Annotated in this window: 17 protein-coding genes; 8 read left to right on the forward strand and 9 right to left on the reverse strand. The window is 58.5% G+C overall.

What is annotated here, in order from left to right:
* The first annotated feature begins 166 nt into the window (after nucleotides 1-166).
* Entirely contained in the window at nucleotides 167-598 is a 432-nt protein-coding gene (locus FIU93_RS17810; RefSeq protein ID WP_055654829.1) for a CBS domain-containing protein, read from the forward strand.
* Between the two features lie 52 nt (nucleotides 599-650).
* Here FIU93_RS17810 and FIU93_RS17815 read toward each other — a convergent pair whose 3' ends face one another.
* From FIU93_RS17815 to folE, 8 genes are all read right to left on the reverse strand, one after another.
* Nucleotides 651-1,298, reverse strand: coding sequence for a cytochrome c3 family protein (locus FIU93_RS17815; RefSeq protein ID WP_031269311.1), 648 nt, complete (start codon nucleotides 1,296-1,298; stop codon nucleotides 651-653).
* Nucleotides 1,298-1,768, reverse strand: coding sequence for a nitrate reductase cytochrome c-type subunit (locus FIU93_RS17820; protein ID WP_023001084.1), 471 nt, complete (start codon nucleotides 1,766-1,768; stop codon nucleotides 1,298-1,300). Before FIU93_RS17820 ends, FIU93_RS17815 begins: the two co-directional genes overlap by 1 nt.
* 8 nt (nucleotides 1,769-1,776) lie before the next feature.
* Complete coding sequence (napA, locus tag FIU93_RS17825) at nucleotides 1,777-4,272, reverse strand: periplasmic nitrate reductase subunit alpha (protein WP_152506354.1); 2,496 nt, start codon at nucleotides 4,270-4,272, stop codon at nucleotides 1,777-1,779.
* Nucleotides 4,269-4,553 (reverse strand): chaperone NapD, encoded by a 285-nt coding sequence (locus FIU93_RS17830; protein WP_023001086.1) that lies wholly within the window; start codon nucleotides 4,551-4,553, stop codon nucleotides 4,269-4,271. Before FIU93_RS17830 ends, napA begins: the two co-directional genes overlap by 4 nt.
* Complete coding sequence (gene napF / locus FIU93_RS17835) at nucleotides 4,550-5,065, reverse strand: ferredoxin-type protein NapF (protein WP_055654825.1); 516 nt, start codon at nucleotides 5,063-5,065, stop codon at nucleotides 4,550-4,552. The genes FIU93_RS17830 and napF overlap by 4 nt, the downstream gene beginning before the upstream one ends.
* Nucleotides 5,066-5,069: 4 nt before the next feature.
* Nucleotides 5,070-5,225 (reverse strand): periplasmic nitrate reductase, NapE protein, encoded by a 156-nt coding sequence (gene napE / locus FIU93_RS17840; RefSeq protein ID WP_023001088.1) that lies wholly within the window; start codon nucleotides 5,223-5,225, stop codon nucleotides 5,070-5,072.
* A gap of 206 nt (nucleotides 5,226-5,431) precedes the next feature.
* The gene (gene hisI, locus FIU93_RS17845) at nucleotides 5,432-5,887 is read right to left on the reverse strand and encodes a phosphoribosyl-AMP cyclohydrolase (protein ID WP_152506355.1); all 456 of its coding nucleotides are present in this window, start codon (nucleotides 5,885-5,887) and stop codon (nucleotides 5,432-5,434) included.
* A gap of 44 nt (nucleotides 5,888-5,931) precedes the next feature.
* Entirely contained in the window at nucleotides 5,932-6,567 is a 636-nt protein-coding gene (gene folE / locus FIU93_RS17850) for a GTP cyclohydrolase I FolE (protein WP_023001090.1), read from the reverse strand.
* A gap of 288 nt (nucleotides 6,568-6,855) precedes the next feature.
* Between folE and FIU93_RS17855 the strand changes: the two genes are divergently transcribed.
* The 3 genes from FIU93_RS17855 to FIU93_RS17865 all read left to right on the forward strand — a co-directional run bounded on the left by FIU93_RS17855 (nucleotide 6,856) and on the right by FIU93_RS17865 (nucleotide 9,545).
* Nucleotides 6,856-7,308 carry an iron-sulfur cluster assembly scaffold protein gene (locus tag FIU93_RS17855; protein ID WP_023001091.1) on the forward strand — a complete coding sequence of 151 codons (453 nt, stop codon included), beginning with the start codon at nucleotides 6,856-6,858 and terminating at the stop codon, nucleotides 7,306-7,308.
* A gap of 17 nt (nucleotides 7,309-7,325) precedes the next feature.
* Complete coding sequence (gene yidD, locus FIU93_RS17860) at nucleotides 7,326-7,676, forward strand: membrane protein insertion efficiency factor YidD (protein WP_208984189.1); 351 nt, start codon at nucleotides 7,326-7,328, stop codon at nucleotides 7,674-7,676.
* Nucleotides 7,677-7,754: 78 nt separating this feature from the next.
* Nucleotides 7,755-9,545: a radical SAM protein gene (locus tag FIU93_RS17865; protein WP_152506356.1), complete on the forward strand. Its 1,791-nt coding sequence runs from the start codon at nucleotides 7,755-7,757 to the stop codon at nucleotides 9,543-9,545.
* Here the strand turns inward: FIU93_RS17865 and FIU93_RS17870 are convergent.
* The gene (locus FIU93_RS17870; protein ID WP_152506357.1) at nucleotides 9,540-10,436 is read right to left on the reverse strand and encodes a DMT family transporter; all 897 of its coding nucleotides are present in this window, start codon (nucleotides 10,434-10,436) and stop codon (nucleotides 9,540-9,542) included. The two genes, FIU93_RS17865 and FIU93_RS17870, sit on opposite strands and share 6 nt — an antisense overlap.
* 129 nt (nucleotides 10,437-10,565) lie before the next feature.
* Between FIU93_RS17870 and FIU93_RS17875 the strand changes: the two genes are divergently transcribed.
* The 4 genes from FIU93_RS17875 (at nucleotide 10,566) to thrS (ending at nucleotide 15,936) form a co-directional block, all read left to right on the forward strand.
* The gene (locus tag FIU93_RS17875) at nucleotides 10,566-11,024 is read left to right on the forward strand and encodes an Lrp/AsnC family transcriptional regulator (protein WP_286202365.1); all 459 of its coding nucleotides are present in this window, start codon (nucleotides 10,566-10,568) and stop codon (nucleotides 11,022-11,024) included.
* A 147-nt stretch (nucleotides 11,025-11,171) separates the two neighbouring features.
* Nucleotides 11,172-12,356: a GNAT family N-acetyltransferase/peptidase C39 family protein gene (locus FIU93_RS17880; protein WP_209010156.1), complete on the forward strand. Its 1,185-nt coding sequence runs from the start codon at nucleotides 11,172-11,174 to the stop codon at nucleotides 12,354-12,356.
* A gap of 4 nt (nucleotides 12,357-12,360) precedes the next feature.
* Complete coding sequence (locus FIU93_RS17885; protein ID WP_152506359.1) at nucleotides 12,361-13,827, forward strand: RimK family protein; 1,467 nt, start codon at nucleotides 12,361-12,363, stop codon at nucleotides 13,825-13,827.
* 138 nt (nucleotides 13,828-13,965) lie between these two features.
* The gene (thrS, locus tag FIU93_RS17890; RefSeq protein ID WP_023001097.1) at nucleotides 13,966-15,936 is read left to right on the forward strand and encodes a threonine--tRNA ligase; all 1,971 of its coding nucleotides are present in this window, start codon (nucleotides 13,966-13,968) and stop codon (nucleotides 15,934-15,936) included.
* The last annotated feature ends 31 nt before the right edge of the window (nucleotides 15,937-15,967 follow it).

The following is a 15,967-nucleotide window of genomic DNA, read 5'->3' on the forward strand; positions in this document are numbered from 1 at the left end:
CCCAGTCGGTGCGAAAGTGGTCGAGCAGCAGGAACATCTCCTTCCGGAGACCGGCTGGCAGACTACATTAAGGTCGATCAACTATTGACGTTTGATCGCTTCCGATTGAGCGTCGGTTGATCTGGTCCGGTAAAACGGACCGATTGATGCCATGGGAGGTGATTGAATGACCGTAGCCGCTATCCTGAGTGGGAAAGGCCACGATATTATCACAGCGCGCAGCGACGCGTTGCTCAGCGAAATTTGTGAAACCCTGGCAAAACACAAGATCGGTGCCGTGGTCGTTTCCGACAAGGAAGGTGCCGTTGACGGCATTGTGTCAGAGCGGGACATCGTTCGCGTGGTCGGTACGCAAGGCGTGTCGGCGCTGAAAACACCGGTTTCCAGTGTCATGACCAAGAACGTGGTTACCTGCTCCGAAGAGAACAACATCAACGAAGTCATGGCTCGCATGACACAGGGCAGGTTCCGCCATATGCCGGTCGTGAAGGACGGCAAGCTGACCGGTGTGATCTCCATCGGCGACGTCGTGAAGTTCAAGATTGCGCAGGTTGAACTCGAAGCCGAGCAGATGCGCAGCTACATTACGATGGCCTGACGTGAAAAAGGCTGGCTTGTCAGCCAGCCTTTTTGTTTCGACGAGTGATTTATCAATCTTGCCGTGTTGCCAGAAACGCGGTGGCTTCCTTCAGCATTTTTTCGGGTTTTTCCCCGTGCCATGCCGACTGGGACATGTCCGGCAAGCGATGCGCAATGCCCTTGTGGCAATCGATGCAGGTCTTTTCACCCGTGAACAGGAAGCGTTGGTGCGCCTCAGAGGCCCTCCCACTCTGACGGGTTATGTCCATGGAATCGGCGGAATGGCAGTTGCGGCATTCCAGAGAATTGTTCGCCTTGAGCCGGGCCCATTCGTGCTGGGCCAGTTCAAGCCGGTGTTCCAGAAACTTTTCCCGCGTATTGATCGTCCCGAAGATCTTGCCCCAGACCTCTTTTGAGGCCTGCATCTTGCGCGCGATCTTGTCTGTCCATTCATGGGGGACATGACAATCCGGGCACGTGGCTCTCACGCCCGAGCGGTTGGAGTAGTGGATTGTCGTTTTAAGCTCGGCAAAGACGTTGTCGCGCATCTCGTGACAGCCCGTGCAGAACTTCTCGGTATTGGTCAACTCCAGCGCGGTGTTGAAACCACCCCAGAAAATTATGCCCATGATGAAGCCGCCGAGGGTCAAAAAGCCGAGGCTGTAGTGCACGCTCGGGCGGCGGATGGTGGTCCAGAGCCTTTTGAGGAAGGCCAGCATCATTTGGCCCCCTCTTTGGATTTCACATATTCGAGCACTTCATCGACATCGACAAAGTCGTTCTCGACCAGAGGCCGGGCGTCGGTCTGCGGCACGTGGCACTGATTGCAGAAGTACCGCCGAGGAGTGACGGACGCCAGGAACTGGTTGTCCCGGTTCATGAAATGCGTGATCGACACCATTGGCGCCTGGCTGACTTCGATGGCTGTACGGGAGTGACAGCTCAGGCACTTGTTGGAGTTCTTGTCGATCTGATAGCCCTCGATCGTGTGAGGGATAAGCGGTGGCTGCTCGGGATAGTTCCGCACCTGGCGAATGTCGGAGTTCACCGGCTTTGGCATCGGGGCAGGCGTCCCGTTTTCCGCCAACGGCGTTGCGGGGCGCATGGTGGCGATGTGTTCCTGGGCGGCTGCGGCAGCTGCGGCAACCAACAGGGCGGCGCAGGCAAGGCCGATTGCAAAGCGTTTCATGGCTCACCTCACACTGCTTCTACGCGCACGGCGCATTTCTTGAAATCGGTCTGCTTCGACAGTGGATCGGTCGCGTCCAGCGTGACCTTGTTGATCAACTGGCGGGCATCGAACCAGGGCACGAAAATCAGCCCCTTGGGCGGTTTGTTGCGGCCTCTGGTTTCGACGCGGGTGAGAATTTCCCCACGTCTGGATTTGATGCGCACTTCCGCACCGCGCCTCAGGCCTAGAGCCTCGGCATCGTCCGGATGCATGTAGCAGAGGGCATCGGGCACGGCCTTGTAGAGTTCAGGCACGCGCTGCGTCATCGATCCGGAGTGCCAGTGCTCCAGAACCCGGCCGGTGGACAGCCAGAAGGGATACTCCTCATCCGGGCTTTCGGCGGGCGGTTCAAAGGGCAGGGCGAAGGCGACCGCCTTGCCGTCCGGTTTCCCATAGAAATCGAACGCGGCTCCTTCTTTCACATAAGGGTCGTATTTGCCGTTGTAGCGCCAGCGGGTTTCCTTGCCGTCCACCACGGGCCAACGGAGCCCGCGTACTTGGTGGTAGGTGTCGAAATCCGCCAGGTCGTGGCCGTGTCCGCGGCCGAACTGGGCGTATTCCTCAAACAGGCCTTTCTGGATGTAGAAGCCGAACTCGTCGGATTCACGGTTTTCGTAGTCTTCCGCCCGCTCGCTGTTGGGGAAGGCGTTGACGTTGCCGTTTTCGAACAGAACCTCGTACAGCGTCTTTCCCTTGTAATCGGGATTGTCGGCCAAAAGCTCGGGCGGCCAGACTTCGTCTGTTGTGAAACGTTTGGAAAACTCAACCAGCTGCCACAGGTCGGACATCGCCCCTTCCGGTGCGTCGACGAGCTGGTGCCAGAACTGGGTGCGGCGCTCGGCGTTGCCGTAGGCACCTTCCTTTTCCACCCACATTGCGGTTGGCAGCACAAGGTCGGCGGCTTCTGCCGTCACAGTCGGGTAGGCATCGGAAACGACGATGAAGTTTTCCGGATTGCGATATCCGGGCAGGCCTTCTTCCATCATGTTCGGGGCGGCCTGCATGTTGTTGTTGACCTGCACCCAGTAGCAGTTGATTTCGCCGTCCTTGAGTTTCCGGTTCTGCAGAACGGCATGTGCACCGATCCAATCAGGAACGGTTCCTGCCGGCAGTTTCCAGATCTTTTCGGCTGTTGCCCGGTGCTCCGGATTTGAAACCACGAGGTCGGCAGGCAGGCGGTGAGCGAAGGTGCCGACTTCGCGGGCGGTGCCGCAGGCAGACGGCTGGCCGGTCAGGGAGAAGGGGGAATTGCCGGGCTGGGCAATTTTACCGGTCAACAGGTGGATGTTGTAGATGAGGTTGTTCATCCACACACCGCGGGTATGCTGGTTGACGCCCATGGTCCAAAGGGACATCACCTTGGTGTCCGGATCTGCGTAAAGCTCAGCGATCTGCTGAAGCCGCTCCTTTGAAATGCCGGACTTCTCCGCGGCGAAATCCAGTGTGTAGGGTTTCACGAATTCGGCGAATTCCTCGAGAGACATCGGCTCGGAATCGCCGCTGCCGGCATTTGCTGCAGCGGCTTCAAGCGGATTTTCCGGTCGCAAGCCATAGCCGATGTCCTGTGCGCCCTTCCGGAAATTGACGTGGTTTGACACGAACTCCTGGTTCACCGCGCCGGACTGGATGATGTGGTTCGCAATATAATTGGCGATGATCAGATCCGTCTGGGGAACGAATACGCCGGGAATGTCCGCCAGATCGAAGCTGCGATGTTCGAAGGTGGAAAGCACGGCAACCTTGACATGGGGATGGCTGAGGCGCCGGTCGGCGATCCTGGTCCACAGGATCGGGTGCATCTCGGCCATGTTGGAGCCCCAGAGCACAAAGGCGTCCGCGTTTTCAAAGTCGTCGTAGCAGCCCATGGGCTCGTCAATGCCGAAGGCACGGATGAACCCGACGACCGCAGACGCCATGCAGTGGCGAGCGTTGGGGTCGATATTGTTGGAGCGGAAGCCGGCCTTCATCAGCTTGGAAGCCGCATACCCTTCCCAGACCGTCCATTGGCCCGAGCCGAACATGCCGACAGCCTTCGGGCCCTTGGCCTTCAGTGTCGCCTTCCATTTCTCGGCCATGATGTCGAAGGCCTCGTCCCAGGATACCGGTTCGAAGTCGCCGTCCTTGTCGAACTTGCCGTTCTTCTTGCGCAGGAGAGGTGTCGTCAGCCTGTCCTTGCCGTACATGATCTTCGACAGGAAGTAGCCCTTGACGCAGTTGAGGCCCCGGTTCACCTCCGCTTCAGCGTCGCCGTGGGTTGCAACCACGCGTCCGGCCTTGGTCGCGACCATGATGGAGCAGCCGGTGCCGCAGAAGCGGCAGGCTGCCTTGGACCACTTCAGGTCGGTCAGATGCGCATGGGTAACAAGGTTCTGTGCGGCCGCAGGCACCGGTAGTCCCGCTGCCGCGGCGGCGGCCGCCACAGCCTGCGCCTTGATGACATCACGTCTGCTAATTCCGCTCATTGTGTGTCTCCTTGAAGGGAGGTCGGTGCCGCCTCGGGCGCACCGTCTGTCTGGTGGTAAACAAGGGATGCGCTCACAACGCCGGTGAGCAGCTGGATATCCGTGAGGGCCTGTACAATTTCCGCTTCGTTCGCGGTTTCCAGTGTCACGATCAGGCGTCCCTGATCATCGGAATGGGCGATCTCGGCGCCGCCGAGTGCAAGAATGTCCCGCTCGACATCGGATATCGCTTCGGTCCGCGCATGAACGAGAAGACTGGCTATGTGGACTGTTGTGCTCATGCTGTCTGGGCATCCTCTTTGGGATGGACAATGGCCAGTGCATCCTGCGGACAGACTGGGAGACAGGCTCCGCAGCCCGTGCAGGCATCTGTTTCGATGCGAAGCCGGCCAAAGGGGCGTTTGGTGAGATCTATGCGGATTGCCGAAGTGGGGCAGATATCCCGGCACACCTGGCAGGCAATGCCGTGATCCTGCAGGCAACCCGGCTGAAATTCAGCCTTCATCGGCCAGGCCGGCGTGCGCTTCGTGTCAAAGACGTCCTGTGCGCAGGCTTCTGCGCATTTGCCGCAGAAAGTACATTCGCCGCCGTCGAAGACAACTTCCGGCCGCCCGGTGTCGTCCGGCCTCAAGATGGATTCGGGGCAAGCTTCGCTGCAGGCGTTACAGCTTGTGCAACGCGCAGCAACCAGGGCTTCGTCCGTCCAGGGTGGGCGAAGTCTCTGGATCTCCGGTTGGCTGGGCAGTTTCAGGAATGCTCTGCGGCTGGCCGAAAAATGAGGGTCGGGAGACATGGCATCAGCCCGTCGGCGGCCCAAGGACCAGCTGTGACATCCAGATGATAAAGCCGTAGCCGCCAACAATTGCGACGGAAAGCGCCGGGGCAAGCAAAACGGCCAACAGGATGAACGCAATCCGTTCGTCCCGCTTGCTTGGAACAGTATTGTCCGCCATAGCCTCTCCCTCAGCTTGCGGTCGATAGGGAATCAGGCACGGGGTTTTGATCTTGTTGTTCGCGCCTGATGAAAACTTAGGCGCAAGAGAGGTGGTTGAGATATACGTGATACTACTTAAAAGTTTGTTTCAAAAATTCGCAACTTAATATGTTTCAATGACTTGCAGCAGGGGGGCGGCAAGGTTGCTGGCCCTGGAGGCCAGGTTCAACTCTTGCCGTAAACTTCGTCGGGATCGTAAACCCGTTCGGTTTCTACCCGTTCCAGACGCACCGTTCCGTCGTCGCTCTTCACGGTTTTTCTGTAGAAACAGGAGCGATATCCGACGTGGCAGGTTGCGCCATTGCCGGCAACCGAAACCTTCAGGACCAGGGCGTCCTGGTCGCAATCGGTCAGGATTTCATGCACGGTCTGGATCTGGCCGGAGGTTTCGCCCTTCTTCCAGAAGCTCTGGCGAGAACGGCTCCAGTACCAGGCCTTGCCGGTCTCGATCGTCCGCTTCAGGGCCTCGGCGTTCATGTAGCCAACCATGAGCACTTCGCCTGACGCCACATCGGTGACGACAGCCACAATCAGGCCGTCCCGGTCAAACTTCGGCATCATCAGATCGCCGTTTTCGACCGTTGCCTTGTCGCCGCGCTCAGTCAGGTGGGTATTGCACATGGGAAGAAAGCCCTTGTCGTCTTGATAACGCAAGGGCTGAAAAGTCAGAGACCCTTGCCACGTACCAGAGACATGAATTTCGCCTGTTCGGCGGGATCGTCCTGGAATACGCCGGTAAACTGGGTGGTGATCGTGGAAACACCGGGTTTCTGGACACCGCGCATGGTCATGCACTGGTGTTCGGCTTCCAGCATCACGGCCAGGCCACGCGGGGCCAGAGCGTCGTCAATGACCGATGCGATCTGCGCAGTCAAGTTTTCCTGCGTTTGCAGACGCTTGGCGTAGATGTCGACAACACGTGCCAGTTTGGAAAGACCAACGACGCCTTCTGCCGGGTAATAGGCGATATGAGCTTCGCCGATGAAAGGCAGCATGTGGTGTTCGCAATGGGAATGGAACGGGATGCCGCGCACAAGGACGATATCCTTGTAGCCGCCAACATCTTCGAACGTCCTTGCAAGATGCTCTGCCGGATCTTCGAAGTAGCCACTGTAAAGCTGGCTCAGTGCCTTGACCACGCGCTTCGGTGTTTCCACCAGACCTTCGCGGTCCGGGTCGTCGCCGGTCCAGGCCAGAAGCGTGCGCACTGCAGCTTCTGCTTCTTCACGGCTTGGCCGATGCAACTGATCCGGCGACTTTCTTTCGAAGGTTTTTTCTACCGGCTTGAGGACAGCGTCCATGGGGATCCTCGCAATTTTACCCTTGTCACTCGTCATACGGCGCCCGCTGGTGCACAGATCAGAAGGTTCGGGCTTTTCAAGCCGCGGACCCTTATCATACTCCAGGCAAAAAGCGAACGCACAGTTTCTGAGCGGGAGGAGCCGGTTTCTAGCGTGCAAACGTCATGCGAAAGACCAACTGCGACCACTCTGCCCCTTGCGAATTTGCCGTGGCGTCTGATGTATATATATGAAAGCAGTGCGCCATCAATGTGTCGCGCATCACAGGCATTCACGAAGAGGCGAGTTATGCTCGACGACATTTATAACGCGAAGATCCTCGAATTCGCCGGAAATATCCCGCGGATCGGCCGTCTCGAGCATCCGGACGCAAGCGCAAAAGCTCATTCCAAATTGTGTGGCTCCACCGTCATTGTCGACCTTTCCATGAAGGACGGCGTCGTCACGGATTTTGCTCACGACGTCAAAGCCTGCGCGCTTGGCCAGGCGTCTTCGTCAATCATGGCTCGAAATATCATCGGCGCGCGCGCAGATGAGTTGCGCGAAGTGCAACAGACCATGCGCGCCATGTTGAAGGAAGGTGGCGAGGCCCCCACAGGCCGCTTCGAAGACCTGAAGTTTCTGGAACCGGTCCGCGAATACAAGGCGCGCCATGCCTCGACGCTTCTGACCTTTGATGCCGTTGTCGATGCGCTCGACCAGATCGAGGCGAAAGCCAAGGAAGACAGTGCGGTCGCGTGACCGCAGTTCTGCGTCCGATGTGTTCTTGCCATAACGAACCGCGAAAGCCGGATGGCCGATTGTCACCAATCGGATATGCAGCGATTGGGCTTATCTGGCTTTACCGCCATTCCCTGTCGCTCTTCATGGGGCGCACCTGCCGCTACGCGCCGACTTGCTCCGATTACACCGAGCAATCCATTCGCCGCTTCGGTTTTTGGGCCGGGGGGTGGGTTGGCTTGTCCCGGGTTCTTCGGTGTAATCCCTGGGGCTCCTCTGGTTTTGACCCGGTTCCCGACACCTTGCCGCCAGATGCGCACTGGTTTTTGCCCTGGCGTTACGGTCATTGGACCGGCAAGCACATACCGCCGGAACATCGTCTGGACTAATCTCTCATCTGATCTGTTATTGACCCAACGTCAGGTTGGTGCAACGCTTGCCTCTCATGCCAGAAGGCGGAGGGAAGAATGAGCGGACGCGACTTCCATTTCGTGATGATCAAGCCGACCCATTACGACGACGACGGTTATCCGATCCAGTGGCTTCGCTCTGCAATTCCTTCCAACACGCTCGCCAGCCTGAACGGGCTCGCAGAAGCGGCCCGCAACCGTCTGGTTCTAGGGAAGGATGTCCGCATCCATCTTCATACCTACGATGAAACCAACAAGCGGGTTAGTCCGGAAAAGATTGCCCGGGATATCCGAAAAGCAGGCGGAAAGGCCCTGATCGCGCTGGTCGGTGTTCAGTCAAACCAGTTTCCCCGGGCGACCGACCTTGCCCGCAGGTTTCTAGGTCTTGGTCTGCCGGTTGCCATCGGCGGATTTCATGTCTCCGGCTGCATATCCATGCTGGATGAAATGCCGGAAGAGATGGTTCGGTTGCAAAAGGAAGGTGTCGTCTATTTTGCCGGAGAGGCCGAGGATGGGCGGCTGGACGATGTCTTCCGCGATGCCTTTTCTGACGATCTGAAGCCGCTTTACAATTTCATGGCGGACTTGCCGTCGCTGGAGGGCGAGCCGACCCCGATCCTGCCCACCCAGCACATTCGCTTCACGGCCGGATCGCATTCCAGCTTCGATCTTGGCCGCGGTTGCCCTTTCCAGTGTTCCTTCTGCACCATCATCAACGTGCAAGGTCGCAAGAGCCGGTTTCGGTCCGCCGACGATCTGGAGCAGATCATTCGCGATAACGTTGCACAGGGGATCGACCGATTTTTCATCACCGACGACAATTTCGCCCGCAACCGGGAATGGGAGCCGCTGTTCGACCGGCTGATTCAGCTTAGGGAGCAAGAGAGTTTCGACATCAAGTTCATCATCCAGGTGGACACGCTCTGTCACCGGATTGACGGTTTCATCGAGAAAGCGACGAGGGCAGGGGTCAACCGGGTCTTCATCGGGCTGGAAAACATCAATCCGGACAATCTCATGGCCGCAAAGAAGCGGCAGAACAAGATCACCGAATACCGGGAGATGCTGCAGAAATGGCGGGCCCACGGGGCGACCACCTATGCCGGTTACATCATCGGTTTTCCGGGGGATACCAAGGAGTCGGTCCTGCATGATGTCGAGATCATCAAAAAGGAGCTTCCGCTCGATCTGCTCGAGTTCTTTTATCTGACGCCGCTTCCGGGATCCGAAGATCACAAGGTGCTTTTAAGCAAAGGCATCTGGATGGATCCAGACCTCAACAAGTACGATCTCAATCACCGGGTGAGCCATCACCCAAAAATGAGCGATGAGGATTGGGAGGAGGCCTACCGGCAGGCCTGGGCAAGCTACTATTCGGATGGCCACATCGAAACGGTGCTGCGCAGAGCCGCGGCGCATCCCAAGGGGCGTCCGGGCAACAAATTGTTCCTGATGATGTGGTTCAAGCTGATGGTCGAACGCGAAGGCGTTCATCCGCTTGAGGGAGGTTATTTTCGCCTGAAATTCCGCACAGACCGACGCGGTGGGCTGCCGCTTGAAAATCCGCTGGTGTTCTATCCGCGGTATCTTGCCGAAATCGTCGCCAAACATTGGGTCTATCTATCTGCCGTCTGGCGGGTTTACCGGATCTACCGGAGGGTCAAGGCATCGCCTGACAGGCGGACGTATTCCGATCTTGCCATTGCCCCCATGAACCGGAGCGAAGAAGAGGATCTGGCGATGATCCGGGAAACACGCGGCGGCGCGGAAGCGGTTGCCAAACAGCTTCGCGATGCCGCGCTTTCGAAGGCCGGAAAAGACAGGGCGAAGGCAGCTTCGGCCCTATGATGGAGAGGCCGTAGCCTTGCGCCGAAGCAGCCGCCAGCCGAAGGTCATGCCCATCGCGGCAATGATGATCGCAGCCGCTCCGACAAGCTGCAGCGGTTTCAGCTGATGGCCGAAGGCTACATAGTCGACAAGGATCGCCACCACCGGATAAATGAAGGAAAAGGCACCTTGCAGATAGGTCGGCAGCTTCTGCACGGCGCCATACATGAGGATATACATCCCCCCCGTGTGAACGGCGCCAAGCGTGACAAGCGAGCCCCAGGCCATTGTACCTTCCGGCAGAACGTTCCAGCTGACGAATGGGGCAAGCATCAGGATGCCGACACAGACCTGTACCAGGGCGATCAGCTGTGGAGGCGTTCCCGTCAGCTTCTTGGTCAGCAGGGCTGCGACAGCCCAGAAAAAGGCTGCGCCGAGCGAGAGTGCTATGCCGAGTGCATAATTTGAACCGGCGTATTCGACAGCGCCGGGTTTTGCCTGGACGATCAGCAGGACACCGGCAAAGGCAATGACCAGCCAGCCGAGCTTGTTGACGGTGATCCGTTCTCCCAGAAACAGAATGCCGAAGCCGACCAGGATGAACGGCTGGGTATTGTAGACAGCGGTTGCCACGCCGATGGATGCCTCGGAATAGGCAGTGAAGAGCATTGCCCAGTTCACGACGATGGCAACGCCCCCTATGGCGGCAACGGCCAGTTTCTTCCAGGTCAGGTGCCGGCGGAGTAGGCCCTGGGCAGAACAGATGACAAGCAGTGCCAACGCACCGAAGGCGCAGCGCCAGAACACAACGTCGATGGCGCCCTGGCCGGAAAGGACCACGAAAAGTCCTATCGTTCCCAGAATGGTCATGGCGGCGGTCATTTCGGTGGCGCCGCGCAATGTCTTGTCCATTTTTGCCTCCAAGCGTTTCAGGATGGCCTTCATTCTGCCAAGGAGATGGATGCGAGTACTTTTGATAAATCAACAGAAACTGGTATTGTTTTGTGAAATGTAAGCTTATCTGCCGATTGGTGTTTCGAAATGAAGATGGATGAGACGGACATCAAGATCGTTGAAGCCTTGATTGACGACGCGCGCATGTCGTTGAAAGACCTGGCCACTCACGTGGGATTGTCGTCGCCCGGTGTTTCGGAGCGGATCCGCCGTCTGCAGGAGCGCGGCGTCATTCGCGGCTTTACCGTGGATATTGATCCAAAGGTGCTTGGATACAGTCTGCAGGCGATCGTGCGCATTCGACCGCTGCCTGGAAAGCTGCATATTGTGCAGCAACTCATTCAGGAAATTCCCGAGTTTTGCGAGTGCGACAAGGTCACGGGAGAAGACTGTTTCGTCGCCCGACTTGCCATTCCTTCCATCGATCAGCTCGACGGAATTCTGGACCGGATTTCGGACAAGGCGGAAACCAGCACCTCGATTGTCAAATCCCAGCCGATCCGCCGCCGTCCGCCGCCCTTGGCTGTGGCTGAGAAGGCCTCTTGAGGCCTGCGTTTCCGGGCCGTTAAGGCCTGAATGCAAAATGTGTTGCCGCAACGAAAATTCTCAAAGACAGCACCTGCAAATCGGTGTATTCCGCAAAGGCCGCCGACCGGTCCGTGCAGTCTCTAAACTGCCTCAGGGCCGTCGCCAATGTTGGATGGAGACCGGGTGCGGCGCACCGGCCTTTGGGTCTTTCAAGGCACCATGGACAAGGCTTCGCCCCAGGCCGAAACCGGGGATATTCTCATTCGCACTGCCGAGCCCGGCGATCTCGCCGAGCTGTTTCGCATTGAAAACGCTGCCTTCGCTGGAGATCGCATTTCCCGGCGAAGCTTCAGGCGATTTCTGGAGAGCCCTCGTGCACGCCTTTTGGTCGCAACCGGTCCAGACGGACTGGTTGGGTACGCGCTGCTGCTCTTGCGCCAGGCAACCGCGCTGGCGCGGCTCTATTCGCTTGCTGTGGATCCGGGCTGCCGGGGGCAGGGGCTTGGCGCAAAGCTGCTGGAAGCGTCCGAAGTTGCCGCTTTCGACAGCGATCGCATTGTGCTGCGGCTTGAAGTGCGTGCGGACAATGAGGCGGCCATCGCACTCTATCAGCGCAGCGGCTACCGGATGCTGGGCAGGGTAGAGGCCTATTACGAGGATGGCTGCGCAGCGTTGCGCATGGAAAAGCTGCTCCATGGTCCGGTGCTGGGCACCGGCAACGCGCCATATTACTCGCAGACAACCGAATTCACCTGCGGCCCGGCCTGTGCACTGATGGCGGCCCGGCATTTCGACCGGTCGGTTCCGGCAGAACCTTTGACGGAACTCACCCTCTGGCGGGAGGCAACGACGATCTATCTCGCCTCCGGTCATGGCGGCTGCGGTCCCTTCGGCCTGGCCAATGCGCTTGCGCGGCGCGGGCTTTCGGTCGAGGTCAGGCTGTTTCCCGACGAACTCCTGTTTCTCAATTCGGTTCGGAACCCGGAAAAGCGCAAGGTTCTGACCCTAGTACAGGAAGGCTACCGCTCGGAAGCCGCGCAGCTTGGTGTTGCCCGTTCGGAAAACCCCTTGGAAGCAACAGCACTGGCGACCGAGATATCAGCCGGTACGCTCGCGATCGTGCTCATTTCGGGCTACCGCATGTTCGGCCAGAAAGTGCCACATTGGGTGCTTGTGCATGATGCGGACGATCGCCACCTCATTATTCATGACCCGTGGCTTGAGCGCGAGCGCCATGAAAGTCCGGCAGATGCTGCCAATCTTCCAATTCCCTTTGCCGAATTCGACCGCATGGCCCGCTGGGGCCGCAGCGCGGTACGTGCCCAAATCCTGATACGAAAGGACGCCTGATCCAATGTCTTCCTGGGTCATTCTGGTCGACAACCTCAAAGACCTCTCCAACACGGAAACGCCGCACAAGGTCATGACCGTGCGGGAGTATCTGACGCACCCGAAACTGTTTACCGGTGCCAAGCCGACCATTCTCAATCTGTCACGCTCCTACGCTTACCAGGGGGCAGGCTATTACGCGTCGCTTCTGGCTGAAGCACGCCAGCACCGTGTGGTGCCGGTTGTCGAGACGATGATCGAACTGTCCCGCAAGCAACTCTATCAGCATGCCTTGCCGGAGCTTGAAGACCGGCTGAACCGCTGCCTTCGCAAGATAGCACCGGAGGCCGCTGGTGCGGTCTCTCGGCTGCTGATCTATCTCGGCCAGGTTGGCGACCCTGCACTTGAACCCTTCGCGCGGCTCTTGTTCGACTGGTTCCGCGCACCTGTGCTGGAGGTTCTGCTGGAAGAGGGCGAATGGCGCAGCATCAGGCGCATCCGCGTGCTGGCGGTAAATGACCTCGAAGCGGAAGAGCGCGCGCAATTTCTGGCAGCGGTTGAAAGCTATACGACACGTCCCTGGCGGGCGCCGAAACAGCGCGCCCTGATGAAGTACGCGATGGCTGTTCTGTCCGATCCCAAGGAAGAGTTGCCGCCATCCTCCATCGCCTCTTTGAAGCATATGGCCAAGGTGGCGGCGCGCCACGGGGTTGAAGTCGTGCCGATCGGCAAGGGTGATCTCGACAAGCTGGCGCAGTATGATGCGCTGTTCATTCGCGAGACCACCAACATCGACAATCACACCTACCGTTTTGCCCGGCGCGCCGTGCAGGAAGGTATGCCGGTGATCGACGATCCGGTGTCGATGATCCGCTGTACCAACAAGGTCTATCTGACCGAGCTTCTGGCAAGTCATGGCATCGCGACGCCCAAGACCATCGTCCTGTCTACCCTGAAGGAGGCGGGTGACCTGGAAGCCAAGCTCGGCTCTCCAATCGTTCTGAAGATCCCTGACGGTTCCTTCAGCCGTGGCGTGTTCCGGGTGACGGGTGCTGAACCCATCAAGGAAAAGCTGAAAGAGCTTTTCCAGGAAAGCGCCATCCTGCTGGCGCAGGAATACTGCCCGACGGACTTCGACTGGCGCATCGGTGTGCTGGACGGAGAACCGCTGTTCGCCTGCCAGTATCTGATGGCCAAGAAACACTGGCAGATCGTGCGGCACGAGACCGGCAAGAAGGCCGTCGAAGGCGGGTTCAAGACAGTTTCCATGGCCGAAACGCCGCCAGCAGTGATCGATATCGCGGTTCGGGCTGCGCGGCTTATCGGTGATGGTCTTTACGGCGTCGATCTGAAAGTGATCGGCGAGCGGGTGGTGGTCATCGAGATCAACGACAATCCCAATCTTGATCACGGGGTTGAAGATCTGGCGGAAAAGGACGCTGTCTGGGATCAGCTTATCCGTTGGTTCGTACGCCGCCTGGAGGCGCGCTAGGGCAACACCGCCGGCCAAATCAAGGGAAATGCTTCGGAAAAGGTTGCCGGATTAGTTTGAATCCCGTATGCCCGGCCCGTTCCATTTCCTTTGAACAGCTTACCTGCCTTGTCTGCAGGAGTGAGCAGGAGAAAACCGATGATTGAACTTACTTTCCCCGACAATTCCGTGCGCGAATACGCGGCAGGCACCACCGGTCTCGCCGTCGCCGAAGGCATTTCCAAGTCGCTGGCCAAAAAGGCCGTGGCAATGGCTCTCGACGGGGAACTGAAAGATCTCACCGACCCGATCAGCGGCAATCACCAGATCGAGATTGTCACCCGCGACGACCCGCGCGCCCTTGAACTGATCCGCCACGATGCGGCCCACGTCATGGCCGAAGCCGTGCAGGAACTTTGGCCCGGTACCCAGGTGACCATCGGTCCGGTGATCGAAAACGGCTTTTACTACGACTTCAAGCGCGTTCACCCGGACACGGGCGCCGACTGGCCGTTCACGCCGGAAGAGCTACCGGTTATCGAAAAGAAGATGCGCGAGATCATCGGCCGCGGTGCGCAGTTCACCAAGGAAGTGTGGAGCCGCGACGAAGCGAAGCGCTATTTCGCAGCCAAGGGCGAGGACTACAAGGTCGAGCTCGTTGATGCGATTCCGGAAGATCAGGAACTCAAGATCTACAAGCAGGGCCAGTGGCTGGACCTGTGCCGGGGGCCGCATATGGTCTCCACCCGGCAGATCGGCGATGCCTTCAAGCTGATGAAGGTGGCCGGGGCCTACTGGCGCGGCGACAGCAATAACGAAATGCTGACGCGCATCTACGCAACGGCGTGGCACAGCGAGAAGGAGCTCAAAGCCTACCTTCACATGCTGGAAGAAGCTGAAAAGCGCGACCACCGCAAGCTGGGCCGGGAAATGGACCTGTTCCACTTCCAGGAAGAAGGCCCGGGTGTAGTCTTCTGGCACCCGAAGGGCTGGGACATGTTCCAGAGCCTGATCGCCTACAAGCGCCGGGTTCTGAAGGACACCTACAAGGAAGTGAACGCACCGCAGGTGCTGCATACGTCGCTTTGGGAAACTTCCGGTCACTGGACCTGGTACAAGGAGAACATGTTCTCCGTGCAGTGTGCCGATCCGGAAGCCGAGGACGAGCGTGTCTTCGCGCTGAAGCCGATGAACTGCCCTGGTCACGTGCAGATCTTCAAGCACGGGCTGAAGAGCTACCGCGATCTGCCGATGCGCCTTGCCGAGTTCGGTGCGGTGCACCGCTACGAACCGTCTGGTGCACTTCATGGTCTGATGCGCGTGCGCGGCTTCACCCAGGACGATGCCCATGTGTTCTGTACCGAAGAGCAGATGGCGGATGAGTGTCTCAAGATCAACGACCTGATCCTGTCTGTGTATGAAGACTTCGGCTTCGACGAGATCGTGGTGAAACTGTCCACCCGTCCGGAAAAGCGCGTCGGCACCGACGAGGCATGGGATCATGCCGAGGCGATCATGTCCGATGTGCTGAAGCAGATCGAAGCCCAGTCGGGCGGCCGGGTTAAGACCGACATCCTGCCGGGTGAGGGTGCTTTCTACGGTCCGAAGTTCGAGTACACCTTGCGCGATGCCATCGGCCGTGAATGGCAGTGCGGCACGACGCAGGTCGACTTCAACCTGCCGGAACGCTTTGGTGCCTTCTACGTCGACAAGGACGGCGAGAAGAAGACACCGGTGATGATCCACCGCGCGATCTGCGGGTCCATGGAACGGTTCCTGGGTATCCTGATCGAGAACTTCGCCGGTCACTTCCCGCTGTGGTTTGCGCCGCTGCAGATCGTGGTGGCAACGATCACTTCGGAAGCCGACGATTACGGCCAGGAAGTGGCGGATCTGCTCAAGGCGAAAGGCCTCAAGGTCGAGACCGATTTCCGCAATGAGAAGATCAACTACAAGGTCCGCGAACACTCGCTGGCCAAGGTGCCGGTGATCATCGTGTGCGGCATGCGTGAAGCCGAGGAGCGGACCGTGAACGTTCGCCGTCTCGGTTCCAAGGACCAGACCCCGATGGGCCTCGACGAGGCGATTGCAGCGTTCGTTGAAGAAGCGACGCCGCCAGATCTGAAGTAAGGTTTTCCCTGGCATTAAGGGAAAATCTGAC

This window comes from Labrenzia sp. THAF35, from assembly GCF_009363595.1.
GTDB classification, from domain to species: Bacteria; Pseudomonadota; Alphaproteobacteria; order Rhizobiales; family Stappiaceae; genus Roseibium; species Roseibium algicola.

Bases quoted from the DNA above. Each gene is read 5' to 3' on its own strand.
- FIU93_RS17810 (WP_055654829.1), top strand. From the start codon at position 167: ATGACCGTAGCCGCTATCCTGAGTGGGAAAGGCCACGATATTATCACA.
- FIU93_RS17815 (WP_031269311.1), bottom strand. From the start codon at position 1,298: ATGCTGGCCTTCCTCAAAAGGCTCTGGACCACCATCCGCCGCCCGAGC.
- FIU93_RS17820 (WP_023001084.1), bottom strand. From the start codon at position 1,768: ATGAAACGCTTTGCAATCGGCCTTGCCTGCGCCGCCCTGTTGGTTGCC.
- napA (WP_152506354.1), bottom strand. From the start codon at position 4,272: ATGAGCGGAATTAGCAGACGTGATGTCATCAAGGCGCAGGCTGTGGCG.
- FIU93_RS17830 (WP_023001086.1), bottom strand. From the start codon at position 4,553: ATGAGCACAACAGTCCACATAGCCAGTCTTCTCGTTCATGCGCGGACC.
- napF (WP_055654825.1), bottom strand. From the start codon at position 5,065: ATGTCTCCCGACCCTCATTTTTCGGCCAGCCGCAGAGCATTCCTGAAA.
- napE (WP_023001088.1), bottom strand. From the start codon at position 5,225: ATGGCGGACAATACTGTTCCAAGCAAGCGGGACGAACGGATTGCGTTC.
- hisI (WP_152506355.1), bottom strand. From the start codon at position 5,887: ATGTGCAATACCCACCTGACTGAGCGCGGCGACAAGGCAACGGTCGAA.
- folE (WP_023001090.1), bottom strand. From the start codon at position 6,567: ATGGACGCTGTCCTCAAGCCGGTAGAAAAAACCTTCGAAAGAAAGTCG.
- FIU93_RS17855 (WP_023001091.1), top strand. From the start codon at position 6,856: ATGCTCGACGACATTTATAACGCGAAGATCCTCGAATTCGCCGGAAAT.
- yidD (WP_208984189.1), top strand. From the start codon at position 7,326: ATGTGTTCTTGCCATAACGAACCGCGAAAGCCGGATGGCCGATTGTCA.
- FIU93_RS17865 (WP_152506356.1), top strand. From the start codon at position 7,755: ATGAGCGGACGCGACTTCCATTTCGTGATGATCAAGCCGACCCATTAC.
- FIU93_RS17870 (WP_152506357.1), bottom strand. From the start codon at position 10,436: ATGGACAAGACATTGCGCGGCGCCACCGAAATGACCGCCGCCATGACC.
- FIU93_RS17875 (WP_286202365.1), top strand. From the start codon at position 10,566: ATGAAGATGGATGAGACGGACATCAAGATCGTTGAAGCCTTGATTGAC.
- FIU93_RS17880 (WP_209010156.1), top strand. From the start codon at position 11,172: ATGTTGGATGGAGACCGGGTGCGGCGCACCGGCCTTTGGGTCTTTCAA.
- FIU93_RS17885 (WP_152506359.1), top strand. From the start codon at position 12,361: ATGTCTTCCTGGGTCATTCTGGTCGACAACCTCAAAGACCTCTCCAAC.
- thrS (WP_023001097.1), top strand. From the start codon at position 13,966: ATGATTGAACTTACTTTCCCCGACAATTCCGTGCGCGAATACGCGGCA.